Genomic DNA, 18,591 nt, shown 5'->3' with positions numbered 1-18,591 from the left:
ATAGCCGGGCGCTATCATCGGGCGAATTGGAGTGACACATATGAAATCGAGAAACGGACCTCTCCGCGTCGGCATCGGCGGGCCTGTCGGCTCCGGCAAGACGGCGCTGACGGAGAAGCTCTGCAAGGCGATGCGCGACGATTATTCGGTCGCTGTCGTCACCAACGACATCTATACGACCGAGGATGCCGAGGCGCTGATGCGCATGCAGGCGCTGCCCTCAGAGCGCATCGTCGGCGTCGAGACCGGCGGCTGCCCGCATACCGCCATCCGCGAGGATGCGACGATCAATCTGCAGGCGATCGCCGGACTGAACCAGCGCATTCCCGATCTCGACGTCGTCTTCATCGAATCCGGCGGCGACAATCTGGCCGCAACCTTCTCGCCCGATCTGGCCGATATCACCATCTATGTGATCTCGGTTTGCCAGGGCGAGGAAATCCCGCGAAAGGGCGGCCCGGGGATCACCAAGTCGGACCTTCTCGTCATCAACAAGAAGGACCTGGCACCCTATGTCGGCGCCGATCTCGACGTCATGGACCGCGATGCGACGCGCATGCGCGCCACGCGCCCCTTCGTCTTCTCCGACATGAAGCGCGGCGACGGCATCGGCCCGATCGTCAGCTTCCTGAAGGAGCATGGCGGGCTCTGAGCTCGCCTCCTGCCGTCCAAATTGACGCGGCTTGCGGCCGGGCGTTGCATTGCGTCCGTGCTGCGGCTAATTTGACCGCGATGGGGATGGAGTGCCCCCGAAACCGCCGTGATGGCTGATGACTCCTACCGCGATTTAATCGACGGTGGGAGTCTGTCTACTGCCCGCCGAAACAATGAGGCGTGCATGTCACTCTATACCTGCTTGATCATCATGGCCGGAGGCGCCCTGGGCACCCTGGCACGCTACCTGATCTCCGTCCTGGCGGCGCCGATCAGCGGCAACCTGCCCTGGGGCACGATCATCATCAACATCACCGGATCCTTCATCATTGGCCTGTTCGGCACGCTGACGCTGGCGCATGGCCGCTTTCCGGTTTCGGAAAACATGCGGCTCTTCGTGATGATCGGCCTTTGCGGCGGCTACACCACCTTCTCGTCCTTCAGCCTGCAGACGCTCGATCTGATGCGCTCGGGCGCGGTGGCGCGGGCGGGGGTGAATATCGCGGCTTCGGTGGTCCTGTGTGTGGCCGCCGTTTCGGCGGGGCACCTGATTGCGTCTTATTTCAATGGCGGGGAGAAGCAGGTGGCGCAGTTGCGGGTGGAGGAGGTGTAGGGGCCGTTGGAGGGCCGGTCCGGCGCTGGTATGCCGTCAACCAGAACGGCTTAGCAAAACAAAAACGGCCGGGGAAAACCCGGCCGTTTTGCTTAGAATTCAGCGAGACGCCTACTCCGCCGCAAACGGCGGCAGCCGCAGGACGTTCTTGCCGTTGCTGTTGGCGTTCTTCTGCTTGGCTTCCGGGTTCTCGATCGCGGTGACGCGGTCCTTGAGCGAGCCGACGGCATCCGTTAGCTCTTCGCGGGACATGGCGAGCTGCTCTTCGTCCTTCTTGCCGACCAGGCGGCCGAACATCCAGCCGAGCAGGCGGGAGAGGTCGTCCATGATCAGGAAGAACGAGGGCACGACGACGAGCGACAGGACCGTCGAGACGATGATGCCGCCGATGACGGCGATTGCCATCGGTGCGCGGAACGAGCCGCCTTCGCCGACGCCGAGTGCGGAGGGCAGCATGCCAGCCGACATGGCGATCGAGGTCATGATGATCGGGCGGGCGCGCTTGCGGCCGGCTTCGACCATGGCTTCGACACGTTCCATGCCGTGCCGCTTCATCTCGATCGCGAAATCGACGAGCAGGATGGCGTTCTTGGTGACGATACCCATCAGCATCAGGATGCCGATCAGTACCGGCATCGACAGCGCGTTCTGCGTGATGATCAGCGCCACCGCCACGCCGCCGATCGCAAGCGGCAGCGAGAACAGGATGGTGAAGGGCTGGATGACGTCCTTGAAGAGCAGGATCAGCACGACCAGAACCAGCATCAGGCCCATCAGCATGGCATTGCCGAAACTCTGGACCATTTCGCCCTGAACCTTGGCGTCACCGCTTTCGGCCAGATGCACGCTCTTCGGCAATTCGGTCGCAGCGACGATGCGCTTGAATTCGGCGCTCGCCGTATCGAGCGCCGTGCCGAAGGGCACGTCGGAGCCGATGGCCACGACGCGGTTGCGGTTGTTGCGCTTGATCGAGCTCGGGCCTTCCGAATAGTCGACATCGGCGACGCTGTAGAGCGGAACGCTGGCGCCGCTCGCCGTCTTGATCTTGATGGCGCGGATGGAGGCGAGATCGCGGCGGACATCGAGCGATGCCTGGACGCGGATCGGGATCTGCCGGTCGTCAAGCGAGATCTTGGCGAGGTTGGCGTCGATATCGCCGATGGTGGCGACGCGGACCGTCTCGGAGATCTGCTGCGGCGTGATGCCGAGGCGCGAGGCTTCGGCCATGCGCGGACGGATCTGCAGTTCCGGACGGGGCAGGGCGCCTTCCGAAGACACGTTCGCGAGGATCGGCGAGGCGCGCAGCTTCGATTCCAGCAGGCTGACGGCCTCGTTCAGATCATCCTCGTTGGAAGAGAGGAAGTTGAAGGAGAGGTCGCGCTCGGCGCGGTCGTTGACCTTGGAGATGCGCACGTCGGGGATATCGCGCACGGCGGCGAAGATATCCTTCTCGACATCCCATTGCGGACGCGTGCGGCCGTGATCTTCCATCTTCGGCACGAGGTTGCCGATGATTGGCAGTCCGCCGAGGCCCTTGTTGACGAGGGTCTTCAGCAGCGAATGATCGATATTGCCGAGGATGACGCGAACGGTTGCGCGGCGCAGCTCCAGATCGCCCTTGGGCGAGGCGCCGCCGAGAACGAAGACGCTTTCGACCCCGTCGATCCCGCGCACGGCATCGTAGACCTTGGTGGAGGCGGCGGCAGTGTCTTCGAGCGTGGCGTTCGGCGGCAGTTCCACAGACAGGACGACGCGCGAGGAATCGTCCGGCGGCATGAAGCTGCCCGGGACGCGGCTCAGCAGCATCATCGAGCCGATCAGGAAGGCGATGGCGCAGAGCAGCGTGGTGTAGCGCCAGTACCATTTGCGCGTCGTGCCCGTCACGAGACGGGTATAGCCGCGCATGATCCAGCCGTCGTTGTCCTGATGGTCTTCCATGCCGTCTTCGGCGCGCATCAGGTAGGCGGCCATCAGCGGGGTGATGAGACGCGCCACGACGAGCGAGAAGAAGACCGAGAAGGCGACCGTCAGGCCGAACTGGATGAAGTACTGGCCGGCAATGCCCGGCATGAAGGAAACAGGCACGAAAACGGCGATGATCGTGAAGCTGGTGGCGATGACGGCGAGGCCGATTTCGTCAGCGGCTTCAAGCGATGCCCTGTAGGGCGTCTTGCCCATCTTGATATGGCGGGCGATGTTCTCGATCTCGACGATCGCGTCGTCGACGAGAATACCGGTTGCCAGCGTCAGCGCCAGGAAGCTCACGAGGTTCAGCGAGAACCCCATGATATCCATGATCCAGAAGGTCGGGATCGCCGACAGGGGGAGCGCCACGGCGGCGATCAGCGTCGCGCGCCAGTTGCGCAGGAACAGGAAGACGACGATGACGGCGAGGATCGAGCCTTCGATCAGCGTATGAAGGGCCGCCTCGTAGTTGCCGTAGGTGAAGTAGACGCTGTCGTCCACCATCTCGATCTTGACGTTCGGATTGGCCTTGCGGATCTCCGTCAGGCTTTCCGCCACGGTCTCGGCGACCGAGACTTCGCTGGCGCCCTTGGCGCGGAAGACCGCGAAGGTGACCGTCTGCGTGCCGTTGAAGCGCGAGAAAGACTTCTGCTCCTCGTAGGTGTCGTCGATGCGGCCGAGCTCCGAGAGCTTCACGAAGCGGCCGTTCGGCAGGCTGATGGTGGTGGAATTGAGCTGCGAGACGTCGCGCGTATCGCCGAGCGTGCGGATCGTCTGCTCGTTGCCGGCGACCTGGCCGCGGCCGGAGCCGAGGTTGACGTTGGTGCCGCGCAGCTGCTGGTTCACATCGGTCGCAGTGATGCCGTAGGCGTCGAGCTTGCCGGGATCGAGCGAGACGCGTACTTCACGGTCCGCACCGCCGTAACGGTCGATACGGCCAATGCCGGGCTGGCCCTGCAGGGCGCGCTTGACGGTGTCGTCGACGAACCAGGAGAGCTCCTCGAGCGTCATGTTGGGAGAGGAGACGGCGAAGGTCTGGATCGCCTGTCCTTCGACATCGACCTTGCTGACGATCGGTTCCTCGATGCCGGCGGGCAGGTCGCTGCGGATCTTGTCGATCGCGTCCTTGGTGTCCTGAACGGCTTCGGCGGTGGGCTTCTCGATGCGGAAGACGACGACGGTCTGCGACTGGCCGTCGGTCACCGTCGACTGGATTTCATCGATGCCGCTGATCGAGGCGACAGCATCCTCGACCTCCTTGGTCACCTGCATTTCGAGTTCGGCCGGCGAGGCACCGCTCTGGGTCACGGTGATCGAAACGACGGGAACGTCGATATTCGGAAAGCGGGTGATCGGCAGCTTGTAGAACGCCTGGATGCCCACGAAGAGCAGCAGCGCGAAAGCGAGCAGCGGCGCAATCGGATTTCGGATGGACCATGCAGAGAAATTCATGGATTAGCCCCGGTCAGTTCGATTGTGCCGATACGGCTTCGGTAACAGCTGTGATCTTGTCGCCGTCGCGAACGAAGGCGCCGGCCTTGGCGACGACGGTGTCGCCTTCCTTGAGGCCGTCGGCGATCTCGACGAAGCCGCCGTCCTGGATGCCTGTGGTGACCTTCACCTGCTTGACGACGCCATCCTCGACCTTTCTTGCGGTCGAACCATCGCGGCCGGTGGTGACGGCCGACAGCGGCAGGGCGATATCGCTCTTCTCGGCGACGATGATCTCGGCGCTGGCATACATGCCGGAGCGTGCCGCGCTCTCGTCATCGATCGAGATGTGCACGAGGCCGAGGCGGGTTGCCTGATCGACGGTCGGAGAGACGATCCTGACCTTGCCCTCGATCTTCGTGCGGCTGCCCGACAGCGTGACGATGGCGCGCTGGCCGACCGCGATCTTCTGGATATCGGTTTCGGAGAGCTCGGCGACCAGTTCGATGGCGCTATCCTTAATGACGGTGAACATCGGATCGCCGGTACCGGCGGCGATGGCGCCGATACGGGCATTCTTGGCGGAGATGACACCGGAAACCGGGGTCTTCACATCCGTGCGCGCCAGCTTCAGATCGGCATCGGCGATCTGGCTGTCGGCGACCTTCAGATCGGCGATGGCAACTTCGATCGCCTGTTCGGCGGAGCTCACGCGGGCGTTGGCGGTGGCGGCGGCGGCATCGGCCTGCTCGACCTGCGCGGTGGAAACGGTGCCCTTCTTGCCCATTTCGGACGAACGGGTCTGCTGCAGGCGGGCCTGCTCGGCGGTTGCCTTGGCTTCCAGAAGCTGGGCGCGCAGCTGGGCGAGGCTTGCCTCACCCTTGGCCTTGGTCGCCATCATCTGCGCCTTCTGCAACAGGAGGGCGTCTTCGTTCAGGGTCGCCAGCGTGCTGTTGGCTTCAACCTTGTCGCCGACATCGACGTTCAGCGCGCGGATCGAAAGACCTTCCACCTGCGGCTGAATATAAACTTCTTCGACCGGGCGGATGGTGCCGGTGCCGATCACGCGGTCAACGAGGGCGCGCTTGGTAGCGGTCGTGACGACGATGACGGGCAAGTTCTGCTGTGCCTTCGGCGGCTGGTTTTCCTGCGCAAACGCAACGGGCGCGGCAAGAATGCCGGCGATCAGGAGGGTGGAGGCGCGTAGTATTTCAAGCGTGCGTGCCATGCGTCATCATCCAGTTATGTCAAATGGTCGGCCAAAAACGCGCAGCTATGCTGCAGCTTGCGAACAGGCCATTCCCGTCTCTGTGCTCTCAGAGGTATTCCCGCATTATTTGCCGTCTCTCTTACAGAGAAGTCCCCCGAACGGCAAATCCGGTGATGTACGTGGTAGCGATTTGCGCAACGTACAAGACCGGCAGAAAATAATTCCCCATGGGCGCACATTAATTACCGTTTACGTATAGATCAATCACCGGCTGGTTATGTTTGCATTCCGATGATTGATCGCAGCGTATAAGCCAAAGACGATCGAAGCAGGGCTGATCCGACATCGCCTCTCGAAAAAATCGCCGTTGATGCTTAAAAAGCAGAAAACGCGCGGATTTCTCCGCGCGTCCCCGTGATTTCAGACCGGCCGCTTACTTGGCTGCAGCGTCGGTGATGTCGTGCGTCCAGGCGCCCGACGGCTCCTTGCTGATGATCTTCTGGTCGAGAAGAGCCTTGGCCGTGCGGTCGTAGAGCGTGGTGTCGAGCTTGCCGCTGCCGTCGCCGATCAGCTTGGCCACTTCGCCCATCATGCGCTTCTGGTGGTTTTCGTCCTGGCCGCCGGCATCGACGACGATTCCGGCTGCTTCATCCGGGTTTTCGGTGGCGTATTTCCAGCCCTTCATCGAAGCCTTGACGAACTTGACCATCTTTTCCTTGAAGGCCGGGTCCTTCAGCTTGTCTTCCATGGCATAGAGGCCGTCTTCCAGGAGGTCGTTGCCCATGGCCGTATAGTTGAAGACGGTGAGATCTTCCGGCTTCAGGCCGGCATCGATTGCCTGCCAGTATTCATTGTAGGTCATGACGGAGATGCAGTCGGCCTGCTTCTGCAAGAGCGGCTGCACGTCGAAGCTCTGCTTCAGCACGGTCACGCCATCGGCGCCGCCATCGGTCTTCAGGCCGAGCTTGTTCATCCAGGCGAAGAACGGATATTCGTTGCCGAAGAACCAGACGCCGAGCGTATGTCCCTTGAAGTCGGCTTCGGTCTTCACCGGGCCGTCCTTGCGGCAGATCATTTCCATGCCCGACTTCTGGTAGGGCTGGGCGATGTTGACGAGCGGAACGCCCTTTTCGCGTGCAACCAGCGCGCCGCCCATCCAGTCGACGATCACATCGGCGCCGCCGCCGGCAATGACCTGCTCGGGAGCGATGTCGGGGCCGCCCGGCTTGATGTCGACGTCGAGGCCTTCTTCTTCGTAATAACCCTTGTCCTTGGCGACGTAATAGCCGGCGAACTGGCTCTGCGTCACCCATTTCAGCTGCAGCGTCACCTTGTCGGCCGCCATCGCGTGAGCGGCGGCAAGCGACATGGCGCTCGCCATCATTGCAACCATCAACTTCTTCATTTTCTTTTTTCCCTCTGAAGTTATGCCCCAGACCCATTTGCGGGAATAAAGCGACGCCTAACCACCACGGATAGACGGATGCCAGAAAGTCACCGCTCTTTCGGCAAGGGCGACGACCCCGTAGAAAACCGAGCCAGCCACCGCCGCGACGGCGATTTCGGCCCAGACCATGTCGACATTCATGCGGCCGATCTCGGTAGAGATGCGGAAGCCCATGCCGACGATAGGGGTTCCGAAGAATTCCGCAACGATGGCACCGATCAGCGCCAGCGTCGAGTTGATCTTCAGTGCGTTGAAAATGAACGGCATTGCGGCCGGAAGCCGGAGCTTCAGGAGCGTCTGCCAATAGTCGGATGCGTAGGTGCGCATCAGGTCCCGCTCCATGGCGCCGGAGGCGGAAAGGCCGGCCACCGTGTTCACCAGCATCGGGAAGAAGGTCATGATGATGACGACGGCGGCTTTCGACGGCCAGTCGAAGCCGAACCACATGACCATGATCGGCGCCACGCCGATGATCGGCAGCGCCGAGACCATATTGCCGATCGGCAGCAGGCCGCGGCGCAGGAAGGCGACGCGATCGGCGAGGATCGCGACGATGAAGCCGGAGGCACAGCCGACGAGATAGCCGAACAGCACCGCCTTGAAGATCGTCTGGCGCACGTCCTCGCCGAGGATCGGCAGCGAGTTGACGATGCGCAGGCCGATGGAGCTCGGTGGCGGCAGGATGACGAAGGGGATGCCGCCGGCGCGGGTGGCCGCTTCCCAGAGGATCAGGATCCAGGCGCCGAAGATCGCCGGGATCAGCAGCCGCAGGAAGGATTTGCCGGTGTTCGAGACCGGCCGCACTTCCGACAGCAGGCTGACGGAACGCCAGGCGAGCAGCCAGCAGGCGGCGATCAGCAGGAAGAAGGAGCGTGTCGCCAGCCCCTCGTTGCCTGCGATCCCCGACAAAAGCAGCCAGGCGGCATCGAAGGAGGCAAGCAGCAGCACCGTTGCCGAATAGAGCAACGGCAGCGCCGTCAGCGACAGGATCGCGGCGGCGGCGACCAGCAGGATGACGAGCGTTGTCGTCTGGCTGCTGAAGGGGGCGGGGGCGGCTTCCGTCAGCAGCGGCAGCGAGAAGAGCGCCACCACACAGAGGATCAGCGCCAGCGCGCTTTGCCAGGAGAAGGTCAGATATTTCATGCCGGCCTCCCGCCCATGGCGCGATCGACGATCTTGGCGACGAGGCCGACGATCGCCACCAGCATCGCGGCCAGCACCGACCCGGCGACGAGCGCGGCCCAAATATCGATGGTCTGGCTGTAGTAAGACCCGGCCAAGAGTTTCGAGCCGATACCCGCGACGGCACCGGTCGGCAGCTCGCCGACGATGGCGCCGACGAGGCTCGCGGCTATCGCCACCTTCATCGAGGTGAAGAGGAAGGGGACGGAGGCGGGAACGCGCAGCTTCCAGAAGGTTTGCGCAGCGCTGGCATTATAAGTGCGCATCAGGTCGAGATACATGACCTCGGGCGAGCGCAGCCCCTTTACCATGCCGACGGCGACGGGGAAGAAGGAGAGGTAGGTGGAGATCAGCGCCTTGGGGATCAGCCCGGTGATGTTGATTGAGCCGAGGACGACGATGACCATCGGCGCGATCGCCAGGATCGGCACGGTCTGCGAGGCGATGATCCATGGCATCAGGCTGCGGTCGAGCGCCTTGATATGGACGATGCCGACGGCGATCAGGATGCCGAGCACGGTGCCGAGCGCAAAGCCGAGCACCGTGGAGGAGAGCGTGACGCCGGCATGATAGACGAGGCTGCGGTTGCTCGAGAGCTTCCTGAGGAACGTGTTCTCGAAGACATTCTGCGCCACCTGATGCGGCGCCGGCAGGATCGGCTTCGGCTGGGAGAGCGTGGCGGAGATGAACTCGGAGGTCGTCGGCGTGATGTTGTTGCGCGTGTCCATATCGCGCTGGAACGGCGCGTTCATGAAGACGGCGGCGATATACCAGATGACGACGAGGGCGGCGAGAATGGTGAGGACGGGGCCGATCTTGTCCTTGAGGGTGTCGGGTTTCATGCGGCCTCCCGGTCTGTTGGGAGGGTGGGGTTACCCCCCTCTGTCCTGCCGGACATCTCCCCCACAGGTGGGGAGATTAGCTGGGCGCACCCGCTCGCCACGAGTCGATCTCCCCCCTTGTGGGGGAGATGCCCGGCAGGGCAGAGGGGGGCAGCCGCGGACTGAAACATCAGCTCACTCATAACTATGCCCCGCTCTCAAGCCATCGCGCACCCGATGGGCGATCTCCAGGAACTCCGGGGTCTCGCGGATATCGAGCGGGCGTTCCTTCGGCAGGGTCGAGTCGATGATATCGGTGACGCGGCCGGGGCGGGGGGACATGACGACGATCTTGGTGGAGAGGTAGACGGCCTCGGGGATCGAGTGGGTGACGAAGCAGATCGTCTTGTTGGTACGCGACCAGAGCTTCAGGAGCGCGGCATTCAGGTGGTCGCGGACGATTTCGTCAAGGGCGCCGAAGGGTTCGTCCATCAGGAGCAGATCGGCGTCGAAGGCGAGCGCGCGGGCGATCGAGGCGCGCTGCTGCATGCCGCCCGAGAGCTGCCAGGGGAATTTCTTGTCGAAGCCGGCGAGCTCGACGAGTTCGAGCGCCTCGGAGATGCGCTTCTTCTGCTCGGCCTTGGAATAGCCCATGATTTCAAGGGGAAGGGCGATGTTCTTCTCGATGGTGCGCCAGGGATAGAGGGCGGCGGCCTGGAAGACATAGCCATAGGCGCGCGCCTTGCGGGCCTCTTCCGGCGTCATGCCGTTGACGCTTATCTCGCCCGAGGTGGTCTTCTCCAGGTCGGCGATGACGCGCAGGAACGTCGTCTTGCCGCAGCCGGAGGGGCCGATGAAGGAGACGAAATCGCCCTTGTTGACATCGAGATTGACATTGCTCAGCGCATGCACCGGCCCGTCATTCGTCTGGAAGGTGAGACAGAGATCCTTGGCGGATACGACGGAGGCTGCTTGCATCGATAGGTTACCAGTCCTGTTTTCCCCGCAGCGGCGCGGTTTGCATGTTATGATGCTGCCCGGTTGCGAAGACCGCGGCAAAGTCCATGGAGGATGAGAATGGACGCGAAGTCAAAGCCCACCTGCCACATTGTTCGTCCCAGCCACGCCTATGACGGCAAGCAGGGGCTCAGCTATTTCGAGGGCATTGCCGCGGAGACGGTCGGCGCGAAGGGCATCTGCATGCATCTTCTGACCATTCCGCCCGGCGTGCGCGCCAAGGCGCATCTGCACGAGGCGCATGAAACGGCGATCTACATGCTCTCCGGCGAGGCCCATACCTGGTATGGCGACGAGCTGGAGCATCATGTCGTCGTCCATGCCGGCGAGCTCTTCTACATTCCGGCCGGCGTTCCGCATCTGCCCGCCAATCTCAGCAGCACGCCCTGCACCGCGATCATCGCGCGGACAGATCCCAACGAGCAGGAGAGCGTCGTGCTGCTGCCGGAGCTCGACAGGATCGTGCCGGATTGAGCCTACTTGCATAGCGGCAACGGCCCCCATTTGATGCCGGCATCCGAGGCGAGGCCGATCGTATAGCCCTTGGGGCCGGAGGTGATCTTCGCCGTATCCTCGCTCTCGCCTTCCTCGCCCTCGGCCTGGCAGGAGACCGTGGCGGTGAAATTCTTGCCCTCGGTCTTCACGAGCTTCTTGATCTCGCAATAGGAGGCGGCCGTGGTGATCGCCTCGGAGGTCAGCAGGAAGAAATTGTCGGAGCCGGTGCTTTCGCCCGACTTGGCATAGGCGCAGCCATCCTTGTTGCCGTAGCTGCCCTTGATCGGCAGCGTATCGGCGTAGGCCGCGGAGGAGAGCGCGGCCAGGTAGACAATCGTCAGAATGACTTGGCCGCGCATCGATGTCACACCCCGCTCGCCGGGATGCCGGTGCGTTCCACCTTGCGGGGAGCGGTGAGCTCCTTCCAGGTGGAGAGCGCCTTGTTGACGGCCTGGAAGGGTTCGCGCTTGACGAACTGGCCGTGGCCCTCCTGCGTCTTGATGGTCGACTCCTCGATGGCGACGACGCCGCGGGTCAGCGTATAGCGCGGCAGGCCGGTGACTTCCTTGCCTTCGAAGACGTTGTAATCGATCGCCGACTGCTGGCTCCTGGCCGAGATGGTCTTGGAGCGCTTCGGGTCCCAGACGACGATATCGGCATCGGCGCCGACGAGGATGGCGCCCTTCTTCGGATAGACGTTGAGGATCTTGGCGATGTTGGTGGAGGTGACCGCCACGAACTCGTTCATGGTGATGCGGCCGGTAGCGACGCCATAGGTCCAGAGCATCGGCATGCGGTCTTCGAGGCCGCCGGTGCCGTTCGGGATCTTACGGAAGTCGCCGAGGCCGGTGCGCTTCTGGTCGGTGGTGAAGGCGCAGTGGTCGGTTGCGACGACTTGCAGCGAACCGGCGGAAAGGCCAGCCCAGAGTGAGTCCTGATGCTGCTTGTTGCGGAAGGGCGGAGACATGACGCGGCGGGCGGAGTGGTCCCAGTCGCGGTTGAAATATTCGGTCTCGTCGAGCGTCAGGTGCTGGATCAGCGGCTCGCCATAGACACGCATGCCGTTCTGGCGGGCGCGGCGGATCGCTTCATGGGCCTGTTCGCATGAGGTGTGGACGACATAGAGCGGCACGCCCGCCATGTCGGCGATGATGATGGCGCGGTTGGTCGCTTCGCCTTCGACGGAGGCGGGGCGGGAATAGGCATGTCCCTCGGGTCCATCATTGCCTTCATCCATCAGCTTCTGCTGCATGGCGGCGACGACATCGCCGTTTTCGGCATGGACGAGGGGGAGCGCGCCGAGTTCGGCGCAGCGTTGGAACGAGGCGAACATCTCGTCGTCGTTCACCATCAGCGCGCCCTTGTAGGCCATGAAATGCTTGAAGGTGTTGATACCCTTTTCCTGCACGATGGTTTTCATGTCGTTGAAGACCTGCTCGCCCCACCAGGTGACGGACATGTGGAAGGAGTAGTCGCAATTGGCGCGGGTCGACTTGTTGTCCCAGCGCTTCAGCGCATCGAGCAGCGACTGGCCGGGATCGGGCAGGCAGAAATCGACGACCATGGTCGTGCCGCCGGCGAGAGCGGCGCGCGTGCCGCTTTCGAAGTCATCGGAGGAATAGGTGCCCATGAAGGGCATTTCGAGATGCACATGCGGATCGATACCGCCGGGCATGACGTAGCAGCCGGAGGCGTCCAGCACTTCGTTGCCAGACAGGTTCGGCCCGATCTCGACGATCTTGCCACCCTCGATCTTAACGTCCGCCTTATAGGTCAGGTCAGCCGTGACGATGGTTCCACCCTTGATGACTGTGCTCATGATCGTTCCCTATTCTTTTCTGCTGATTTGGCAGGCGAGTAGAAGTTTGACTGAGGATCGGCTTCGAGCCGGCGGCTTAGCGCGGCGAGGATCGTTTCGAGGACGGAGCGGCGCTCGCGTGAAATATCCTGGTTCCAGAAGCGCAGGACGGCGTAGCCCTGGGTATTCAGCCAGTCGGTGCGCTTGCTGTCGTAGGCGCTGTCGGCGTGCTGGAAACCATCGACTTCGACGATCAGGCGATGTTCGCGACAGAGGAAGTCGACGATGTAGGGGCCGAGGGGGACCTGGCGGGCGAACTTGTAGCCATTGAGGCGGCGCGAGCGCAGGTCGCTCCAGAGGTGGTATTCCTCTTCGGTTTCGTTGTGGCGGAGGTTGCGGGCTTGGGTGGTTTTGCCGGGGCGATGCTTGCGGATGTCCGGCTTGATGACTGTGGTGCCCGGAGCCCCCTCATCCGCCCTTCGGGCACCTTCTCCCCGAGGGGAGAAGGGGGAAGTTGACGCATCATCCGCACGTCCCTTCTCCCCAGCGGGGAGAAGGTGGCCCGAAGGGTCGGATGAGGGGGCTCCGGGCACCACAGTCATCACACCACAATCTCCGCCGTCTCCACCACCGCATGGAACAGCACGTCCGCGCCCGCGGTTGCCCACTCCTTGGAAATCTCTTCGGCCTCGTTGTGGCTGAGGCCGCCGACGCAGGGGCACATGACCATGGTGGAGGGCGCCACCTTGGCGGCCCAGCAGGCGTCGTGGCCGGCGCCGGAAATGATGTTCATGTGGGAGTAGCCGAGCTTTTCGGCGGCGTCGCGGACGCGGCCGACGAGGACCGGGTCGAAGGTGACGGGGTCGAAATGGCCGACGGCCTCGACGGAGCAGCCGACGCGGAGCGCTTCGCAGATCTTTGCCGCTTCGGCCTCGATCCTGGCGCGCATGCGGTCGAGCTTTTCCTGGGAGGGCGTGCGGATGTCGACGGTGAAGACGACCTTGCCGGGCAGGACGTTGCGGGAGTTCGGCGAGAAGAACACCTGGCCGACACCGCCGACGGCGCCGGGCTGTTCGCTCATGGCGACACCCTGGACCATTTCCAGGATGCGCGACATCGCAAGACCGGCATTGACGCGCATCGCCATCGGCGTCGAGCCGGTATGGGCTTCGCGGCCGGTAAGGGTGAATTCCAGCCACCACAGGCCCTGACAGTGCGTCACGACGCCGATCTGCTTGTTTTCGGCTTCGAGGATCGGGCCCTGTTCGATGTGATATTCGAAATAGGCGTGCATCTTGCGGGCGCCGACTTCCTCGTCCCCGAGCCAGCCGATGCGCTTCAGCTCATCGCCGTAAGTCTTGCCCTCGGGGTCCTTGCGGCCATAAGCATAATCCATGCTGTGAACGCCGGCGAAAACGCCCGATGCCAGCATGGCGGGCGCGAAGCGCGCGCCTTCCTCATTGGCCCAGTTGGTGACGACGATGGGGTGCTTGGTCTTGATGCCGAGGTCGTTCATCGTGCGCACGACCTCGAGGGCGGCGAGCACGCCGAGCACGCCGTCATACTTGCCGCCGGTCGGCTGGGTGTCGAGGTGGCTGCCGACATAGACCGGCAGGGCATCGGGATCGGTGCCGGGGCGGGTCGCGAACATCGTGCCCATCTTGTCGACGCCCATGGTCATGCCCGCGGCATCGCACCATGTCTTGAAGAGGCTGCGGCCCTCGCCATCGGCGTCGGTCAGCGTCTGGCGGTTGTTGCCGCCCGCAATGCCGGGGCCGATCTTCGCCATGTCCATGAGACTGTCCCACAGACGGTCCCCGTTGACGCGCATGTTTTCGCCTGGTGCTGCCACCATATCTGAAAGTCCTCGCCTGTTTTCATCAGTCATGCCATCAGCATGTCCGGTCTGTTCCCTTGGTCAATTCCCGGCGCGATTATTTGTTTTCTTTGCGCTGGAAAATCCGCCGTTGCCTTTATTTTGCATCTGACGGATAATTTGACCGATTGGTAAACATTACAGCTTCCGTCGCCGGGCTCAAGACGTAAAACAGCAAAAATGCCGACAAAATTGCAGGCGGGGAACTGCTTCCGAAAACTTGATTGAAGCAGTTGAATTTGTGAGGGAAACGACAGCCATATGGCCATTCCGAGAGCAGCCAGGACGCAGCGCCGGACGCGCATCCAGGAAGAGAAGGAAGAGCAGATTCTCGAAGCGGCGCTCGACGTGTTTTCGGTCAGCGGCTTCCGTGGTTCCACGATCGACCAGATCGCTGCCGCTGCCGGCATGTCGAAGCCCAATCTCCTCTATTATTTCCGTACCAAGGAAGCGATGCACCGGGCGCTGATCGACCGGGTGCTCTACACCTGGCTGGAGCCGTTGCGCGCCTTCAATGCCGAAGGTAATCCGGAATCGGAGATCCGCAGCTATATTCGCCGCAAGCTCGAGATGGCGCGCGATTTTCCGCGCGAGAGCCGCCTCTTCGCCAACGAGGTGCTGCAGGGCGCGCCGCATATCGAGGACGAGCTGAAGGGGCCGCTGAAGAGCCTAGTCGACGAGAAGGCCGAGGTGATCCGCACCTGGGCCAAGGCTGGCAAGATCGCCAAATGCGATCCCTATCATCTGATCTTCTCGATCTGGTCGACCACCCAGCATTATGCCGACTTCGATGTGCAGGTCAGGGCCGTTCTCGGCCAGGAGCATTCCGGCACGGGACGTTTCGAAGATGCCGCCCGCTTTCTCGAACAGCTCTTCGTCGGCGGGCTGATGGTGCAGCCCGCCTGACGGTTCAGGCCTTCTTCAGCGGCATCATCTTGTCGAGGGCGGCTGCGACGCTTTCGATCGTATAGGGCTTCTGCAGGATATTGGCGCCATTGAAGTTTCGAGTCACGGCCTCGCCGTAACCCGTTGCAAAGACGAGCGGCGTTCCTGCCTTCACCAGCTTCTCGGCAACCGGGAAACTGGTCTCTTCCCCAAGATTGACGTCGAGAACTGCCAGGTCGAAATGCCTGGTGGCGACGATATCGAGCGCCTGGGCAACGCTTGGCGCCAGCGCCACGTCCTTTGCCCCGAGCTGCAGGAAGATGTCCTCGCCGTCCATGGCGATGATCAGGTTGTCCTCGACGAGCAGGATGCTGCAGCCCTGCAGCGGCTTTTCGGAGATCGCCGTTGCGGCACGCGCAACCGGTTCCTCGCGGGTCTCCGGCAGGATCGAGACCGGCCCCTGGGCGAAGGTCACGTATTTCGCCGGAATGGTGAAATCGGCCTCCAGGCCGGACGGCGCGTATCGGACTTCCGCCTTGCCGCCGAGATCGTAGGGGATCGAGTGGCGGATGATGGTCGTGCCGAAGCCCTGGCGTTTCGGCGCCTTGACGGCGGGGCCGTCGGCCTCGCGCCATTCGATCAGCAGATTGCCCTTGGCATCCTTCTTCCAGGAGACGGCAACGGTGCCGCTGTCGCAGAGGCTGCCATATTTGGCGCTGTTGGTGACCAGTTCGTGGAAGACGAGGGCGGCGGTCGAGAAGGCTTGCGGCCCGAGCAACACTTCGTCGCCGCGCATGATGACGCGGGCGGCATTCTTGCCGAGATAGGCGGCGGCTTCCGCCTGCAGCAGCGAACGCAGCGATGCCGGTGCCCAATGATCCCGGGTGATCTGGTCATGGGCGCGCGACAGTGCCTGGACGCGGCCTTCCAGCTGGCCGACGAACTCGCCGATATCGCCATCGCCGGTGCGCGACTGGCGGATCAGGCCGCTGATCAGGCTGAGGATGTTGCGGACGCGGTGGTTGAGCTCGGCGATCAGGATTTCCTGGCGCTCGTTTGCCTGCTGGCGCACGGCGCTCGCCTCATCGGCCAAACGCAGGATCACCTCGATCAGCGTCACGCGGATCGTATCGGCCACCCGCTTTTCGGCTGCCGTGAACGGTTGCGAGCGGCCGCGAACGAGCTCCGACCAGCTCTCGAAGCTCTTGCGCGGTGTCAGCCGTGGGCCGTTCGGGCCATATTCGACCGGCTTGTGCGGATCGCCGGCCCAGCGGACGGTGCGGACAATCTCCTGGCGGAACAGGATGACGTAATCGCGCGGCGAGCGCGAGATCGGGATCGCCATCAGCCCGGCGACGGTGCCGTCGATGCCGGAATCCGGGAAGAATTCCTCGAGATGATCAGTGGTGAAGACGCGGCCGGAAGAGGTGCGGTTCAGGACCCTGACCAGCCCCGCAAACTGCTCCTGCGAGGGCGCAAGGCCCGTCAGCGCCGAGCGGCCGTTGATCCACACACCGATGCCGTCGGCGGGGATGGCGTCGGAGAGCGCATCGATCAGCCAGGTCGGATCGTCGAGCAGGCTGGCATTGTCGGCAACAGAGGTCAGCAACCGGTCGGCGATGCGCCGGGCCTTGGTCTCGAATTCCAGCGCCAGGCGCCGCTCGCGGCTTTCGAGACGCGAGGCGAACATCTGGCCGAAGAGTTCCGATGTCGAGCGGCGCTCGAAGGAGGGCAGGCGGGCGGAATAATGGTGGCAGGCAAAGAGGCCCCAGAGCTTGCCATCGACAATGATCGAGATCGACAGCGAGGCGCCGACGCCCATGTTCTTCAGGTATTCGATATGGATCGGCGAGACCGAACGCAGGATCGACATGGAAAGATCGAGCGGGCGGCCGTGTTCGTCGACGTCAGGATGGATCGGAACCGGCGTGGCATCGATATCGGCGATGATACGGAAGAGATTGCGCACATAAAGCGCACGGGCCTGAACCGGAATATCCGAGGCCGGGTAATGCAGGCCGAGGAAAGAGCCGATGCCGGGCCGCGCGGCTTCCGCGACAACCTCGCCGGAGCCCTTCTCGTCGAAGCGATACACCATGACGCGGTCGAAGCCGGTGAGCGCCCGGGCCTGGCGGGCGCCTTCGCGGAAGAAGGCCTCCATCGTCTCGGCCTGGTCGAGACGGGCCATCATGCTGCGGATCGACAATGTCGTGCCGCCCTGGCTGCCATCCTGCGAGGGCTCGGCCTCGATCACCACCTGGCCGTCGCTGATATGCAGCGCCACGTCGAAGAGCGGGCCGCTTTCGGAAAACTGGATGCCGAACAGGCGCTCGACGATATCTGGTCCGCGGATGACCGCGAGGCGGTTGCGCAGCGTGTGCAGCGTCTGCGACATGATCACCTGGGACAGCGGGTGACCCAGCACATCCCTGTGGCTGACGCCGAGGAACTGCTCGAGATTTTCGGAGGCGCGGGAAATCAGCCAGTCGGGCGAGGAGACAAGCAGGAAACCGAACGGCTGGATGGCGCCGAGGCGGTGGATCGGTTCTCTGTCGCAATTGGTGAGGTCGACGCGGTCGAAGGTTTCGCTCACGAGGCGGCCATCTCCAGTTCCATCGCGGCCGCCTTGTGGAACAGGGCGAAGATGGCGCGGGCGGCTTCGACGGCCGTTGCCTCATCGGCGCCTGACGCATCCAGCATATCCATGAAGACCTTCATGCCGCCCTTCGGGCCGAAGGGGCTGAGATAGGCGGCGGGCAGGCCGTCGCCGACGGCTTTGGCCAGCATGGCGCCGCCGAGCTTGGAGCCTTCGAGCACATAGACGGCACCGAGAAGAGCTGCGTCATCTGGCGTATCGGGTGCCGCGAGCGAGGGGGGAAGCGGTGCGTTCATGGCGGCGAGATCGTCCACCAGCAGATCGCGGCGGCGGCGCTCCTTCCAGTCGGGGATCAGCCGTTCGATGCCGGAATTCTCAAGGGCGATTTCGACGGCGGGAACGGCGCGCGCATGGGCCGACAGGAAAGCCCGGTAATCGGCTTCGCGCCCAAGATCGAACCGGCCAAAGAGAGCATCGACGTCAGCGTGGCAATCGCTGGTGCCCACGCGCAGCGCGTTTCGAAGTGACATGATGACTGCTGTTCCGTTCGATCATAATCCGGCATGCCGCATCATTGCAGCCCGGCTTTCAAGCGATATAC

The 18,591-nt window shown here is 63.1% G+C and carries 16 protein-coding genes and 1 riboswitch; of the genes, 4 read left to right on the top strand and 12 right to left on the bottom strand.

Features of this window, described 5'->3' with window-relative positions:
- Positions 1-40: 40 nt before the first annotated feature.
- Both ureG and crcB read left to right on the top strand, forming a co-directional pair.
- On the top strand, positions 41-652 hold the full coding sequence (gene ureG / locus ACQZ5H_RS28035; protein ID WP_112711412.1) for an urease accessory protein UreG: 612 nt from the start codon (positions 41-43) through the stop codon (positions 650-652).
- A 73-nt stretch (positions 653-725) separates the two neighbouring features.
- Positions 726-787, top strand: a riboswitch (Fluoride riboswitch).
- A 51-nt stretch (positions 788-838) separates the two neighbouring features.
- Positions 839-1,267 carry a fluoride efflux transporter CrcB gene (gene crcB, locus ACQZ5H_RS28030; RefSeq protein WP_449099629.1) on the top strand — a complete coding sequence of 143 codons (429 nt, stop codon included), beginning with the start codon at positions 839-841 and terminating at the stop codon, positions 1,265-1,267.
- A gap of 111 nt (positions 1,268-1,378) precedes the next feature.
- Here crcB and ACQZ5H_RS28025 read toward each other — a convergent pair whose 3' ends face one another.
- The 6 genes from ACQZ5H_RS28025 to ACQZ5H_RS28000 form a co-directional block, all read right to left on the bottom strand.
- Positions 1,379-4,684 (bottom strand): efflux RND transporter permease subunit, encoded by a 3,306-nt coding sequence (locus ACQZ5H_RS28025; protein WP_449099628.1) that lies wholly within the window; start codon positions 4,682-4,684, stop codon positions 1,379-1,381.
- 13 nt (positions 4,685-4,697) lie between these two features.
- Entirely contained in the window at positions 4,698-5,891 is a 1,194-nt protein-coding gene (locus tag ACQZ5H_RS28020) for an efflux RND transporter periplasmic adaptor subunit (protein WP_449099627.1), read from the bottom strand.
- A 415-nt stretch (positions 5,892-6,306) separates the two neighbouring features.
- Positions 6,307-7,278 (bottom strand): ABC transporter substrate-binding protein, encoded by a 972-nt coding sequence (locus ACQZ5H_RS28015; protein ID WP_112711408.1) that lies wholly within the window; start codon positions 7,276-7,278, stop codon positions 6,307-6,309.
- 57 nt (positions 7,279-7,335) lie between these two features.
- Positions 7,336-8,463 (bottom strand): ABC transporter permease, encoded by a 1,128-nt coding sequence (locus ACQZ5H_RS28010; protein WP_449099626.1) that lies wholly within the window; start codon positions 8,461-8,463, stop codon positions 7,336-7,338.
- Positions 8,460-9,344 (bottom strand): ABC transporter permease, encoded by an 885-nt coding sequence (locus tag ACQZ5H_RS28005; protein WP_449099625.1) that lies wholly within the window; start codon positions 9,342-9,344, stop codon positions 8,460-8,462. The genes ACQZ5H_RS28010 and ACQZ5H_RS28005 overlap by 4 nt, the downstream gene beginning before the upstream one ends.
- A 174-nt stretch (positions 9,345-9,518) precedes the next feature.
- Complete coding sequence (locus tag ACQZ5H_RS28000; protein ID WP_130283941.1) at positions 9,519-10,301, bottom strand: ABC transporter ATP-binding protein; 783 nt, start codon at positions 10,299-10,301, stop codon at positions 9,519-9,521.
- A gap of 99 nt (positions 10,302-10,400) precedes the next feature.
- On the opposite strand from ACQZ5H_RS28000, the gene ACQZ5H_RS27995 reads away from it, so the two are divergent.
- Positions 10,401-10,814, top strand: coding sequence for a cupin domain-containing protein (locus tag ACQZ5H_RS27995; RefSeq protein WP_449099624.1), 414 nt, complete (start codon positions 10,401-10,403; stop codon positions 10,812-10,814).
- Between the two features lie 2 nt (positions 10,815-10,816).
- On the opposite strand, the gene ACQZ5H_RS27990 is transcribed toward ACQZ5H_RS27995, so the two are convergent.
- The 4 genes from ACQZ5H_RS27990 to ACQZ5H_RS27975 are packed head-to-tail and all read right to left on the bottom strand — an operon-like array spanning position 10,817 to position 14,488.
- Positions 10,817-11,194, bottom strand: a complete 378-nt coding sequence (locus ACQZ5H_RS27990) for a hypothetical protein (protein WP_449099623.1) — start codon at positions 11,192-11,194, stop codon at positions 10,817-10,819.
- Between the two features lie 5 nt (positions 11,195-11,199).
- Entirely contained in the window at positions 11,200-12,654 is a 1,455-nt protein-coding gene (hydA, locus tag ACQZ5H_RS27985; RefSeq protein ID WP_449099622.1) for a dihydropyrimidinase, read from the bottom strand.
- Positions 12,651-13,238 (bottom strand): endonuclease domain-containing protein, encoded by a 588-nt coding sequence (locus ACQZ5H_RS27980; protein ID WP_449099621.1) that lies wholly within the window; start codon positions 13,236-13,238, stop codon positions 12,651-12,653. Before ACQZ5H_RS27980 ends, hydA begins: the two co-directional genes overlap by 4 nt.
- Positions 13,235-14,488: a Zn-dependent hydrolase gene (locus ACQZ5H_RS27975; RefSeq protein WP_449099620.1), complete on the bottom strand. Its 1,254-nt coding sequence runs from the start codon at positions 14,486-14,488 to the stop codon at positions 13,235-13,237. The genes ACQZ5H_RS27980 and ACQZ5H_RS27975 overlap by 4 nt, the downstream gene beginning before the upstream one ends.
- A 282-nt stretch (positions 14,489-14,770) precedes the next feature.
- On the opposite strand from ACQZ5H_RS27975, the gene ACQZ5H_RS27970 reads away from it, so the two are divergent.
- The gene (locus ACQZ5H_RS27970; RefSeq protein WP_130283934.1) at positions 14,771-15,415 is read left to right on the top strand and encodes a TetR/AcrR family transcriptional regulator; all 645 of its coding nucleotides are present in this window, start codon (positions 14,771-14,773) and stop codon (positions 15,413-15,415) included.
- 4 nt (positions 15,416-15,419) lie between these two features.
- Here the strand turns inward: ACQZ5H_RS27970 and ACQZ5H_RS27965 are convergent, their stop codons facing one another.
- Positions 15,420-17,987, bottom strand: coding sequence for an HWE histidine kinase domain-containing protein (locus ACQZ5H_RS27965; RefSeq protein ID WP_449099619.1), 2,568 nt, complete (start codon positions 17,985-17,987; stop codon positions 15,420-15,422).
- Positions 17,984-18,520 (bottom strand): biliverdin-producing heme oxygenase, encoded by a 537-nt coding sequence (locus ACQZ5H_RS27960; RefSeq protein ID WP_449099618.1) that lies wholly within the window; start codon positions 18,518-18,520, stop codon positions 17,984-17,986. The genes ACQZ5H_RS27965 and ACQZ5H_RS27960 overlap by 4 nt, the downstream gene beginning before the upstream one ends.
- Positions 18,521-18,591 lie beyond the last annotated feature (71 nt).

Source organism: Rhizobium sp. 21-4511-3d (genome assembly GCF_053522545.1).
Note: the sequence above shows the minus strand (reverse complement) of the source record. Positions and strands in the feature narration are given on the sequence as shown.

Excerpts from the sequence above, each read along its gene's own strand:
- ureG (WP_112711412.1), top strand. The coding sequence starts at position 41 with ATGAAATCGAGAAACGGACCTCTCCGCGTCGGCATCGGCGGGCCTGTC.
- crcB (WP_449099629.1), top strand. The coding sequence starts at position 839 with ATGTCACTCTATACCTGCTTGATCATCATGGCCGGAGGCGCCCTGGGC.
- ACQZ5H_RS28025 (WP_449099628.1), bottom strand. The coding sequence starts at position 4,684 with ATGAATTTCTCTGCATGGTCCATCCGAAATCCGATTGCGCCGCTGCTC.
- ACQZ5H_RS28020 (WP_449099627.1), bottom strand. The coding sequence starts at position 5,891 with ATGGCACGCACGCTTGAAATACTACGCGCCTCCACCCTCCTGATCGCC.
- ACQZ5H_RS28015 (WP_112711408.1), bottom strand. The coding sequence starts at position 7,278 with ATGAAGAAGTTGATGGTTGCAATGATGGCGAGCGCCATGTCGCTTGCC.
- ACQZ5H_RS28010 (WP_449099626.1), bottom strand. The coding sequence starts at position 8,463 with ATGAAATATCTGACCTTCTCCTGGCAAAGCGCGCTGGCGCTGATCCTC.
- ACQZ5H_RS28005 (WP_449099625.1), bottom strand. The coding sequence starts at position 9,344 with ATGAAACCCGACACCCTCAAGGACAAGATCGGCCCCGTCCTCACCATT.
- ACQZ5H_RS28000 (WP_130283941.1), bottom strand. The coding sequence starts at position 10,301 with ATGCAAGCAGCCTCCGTCGTATCCGCCAAGGATCTCTGTCTCACCTTC.
- ACQZ5H_RS27995 (WP_449099624.1), top strand. The coding sequence starts at position 10,401 with ATGGACGCGAAGTCAAAGCCCACCTGCCACATTGTTCGTCCCAGCCAC.
- ACQZ5H_RS27990 (WP_449099623.1), bottom strand. The coding sequence starts at position 11,194 with ATGCGCGGCCAAGTCATTCTGACGATTGTCTACCTGGCCGCGCTCTCC.
- hydA (WP_449099622.1), bottom strand. The coding sequence starts at position 12,654 with ATGAGCACAGTCATCAAGGGTGGAACCATCGTCACGGCTGACCTGACC.
- ACQZ5H_RS27975 (WP_449099620.1), bottom strand. The coding sequence starts at position 14,488 with ATGGTGGCAGCACCAGGCGAAAACATGCGCGTCAACGGGGACCGTCTG.
- ACQZ5H_RS27970 (WP_130283934.1), top strand. The coding sequence starts at position 14,771 with ATGGCCATTCCGAGAGCAGCCAGGACGCAGCGCCGGACGCGCATCCAG.
- ACQZ5H_RS27960 (WP_449099618.1), bottom strand. The coding sequence starts at position 18,520 with ATGTCACTTCGAAACGCGCTGCGCGTGGGCACCAGCGATTGCCACGCT.